Annotated in this window: 1 protein-coding gene; it reads right to left on the bottom strand. The window is 68.8% G+C overall.

Translation table 11 applies throughout. From position 1 onward, the window contains the following. A partial coding sequence (locus tag RM590_RS35385; RefSeq protein WP_394814043.1) for a transposase domain-containing protein occupies positions 1 to 849 on the bottom strand: 849 nt, incomplete at its 3' end. Positions 850 to 1092 lie beyond the last annotated feature (243 nt).

Here is a 1092-nt window from a genome sequence, read left to right as displayed (position 1 = left end):
GACGGTGACGGTGTAGTCGATGATCCTCACCAGGTGGCCGTCGGGCTGCCCGGGGAGCGTGCGGCCTTCCGCGCGGGCGTGACCGTGGCGGAGGTTTTCCTGCGGCGTGCGCATGATCGACAGGTAGGAGCCATCGGGCAGGACGCGTACGGGCGGGAAGACGAGGTTCTTCTTGATCCTCCAGGCCAGGTGGGCGCCGGTGGCACGGGCCAGGCCCCACAGCTCGTGCCCGGCGAAGTTCCGGTCGGCCAGCAGCAGGGTGCCCTCGGTGAGGGAGGCCAGTAGGCGACGCGCGAGTTTGTGCTCGCTGAAGCGGTCCACGGCATCGAAGGCCGCGTCGACCAAGGCGTGTGTCCCGCACTCGATCAAAGCCATCACACGGAGTTGAGGGTTCCAGCTCAGGTTGACGTCCGGACGGCCGGTGTGACCGAACGACCGGCTGTTCTCAGGGGTGTTGGGGACATCCAGGACGGTGCCGTCCCAGGCCGTCAGCCGCAGGCCGAAGGCGAAGGCACCCCGGTCGGCGTCACCGGCCAGATGGCCGCACTGATCCTCGAACAGCAACTGCAGGGCCTTGGGGCCCAGGCGTTGCCGGGCCCGGGTCAGCGCGGCGCTGGTGGGAAGGCGCTGCATCGCCCAGCCGGGCAGGTGCCGCAACTGCTCTGTCAGCATCCGCAGTACGGCCCGGTAGCCCGGAGGGCCGGCACTGTCCGCGCTGCTGAACAGACAAAGCGCGAGAACGAAGTACACCATCGCGCGGGAAGGCAGCAGCCGCCGCTGCTTCTCGCGGGCCCCAGCCCGCTCGACCGCGTCGTCAACAGCCTGCGGGGTGATCACCTCGGTCAGCACCCCGAGGCGTACACGTTCACCGAAGCGCAGCTCAGCGGGGACAGGCCGCGAAGACCGCATCCGTTCCCCGGCCGAGCCGGCGGTGGTCGTGGCGGACAGGGTGCAACACTGAGCGTCCAACGGAGTTCCTCATACGGCAGAAGGATCTTGGTCGATCTCCTGCCTACGGGGAACTCCGTTGCCGTGCGGACCCTTTCACCGGAAAGCCACCCGAACCAGGACGCTACAGGCCGGGCCGCCTAC

Source organism: Streptomyces litchfieldiae (assembly GCF_031845365.1).
Taxonomy (GTDB): Bacteria; Actinomycetota; Actinomycetes; order Streptomycetales; family Streptomycetaceae; genus Streptomyces; species Streptomyces litchfieldiae.
This window is presented reverse-complemented; position numbering and strand designations above follow the sequence as displayed.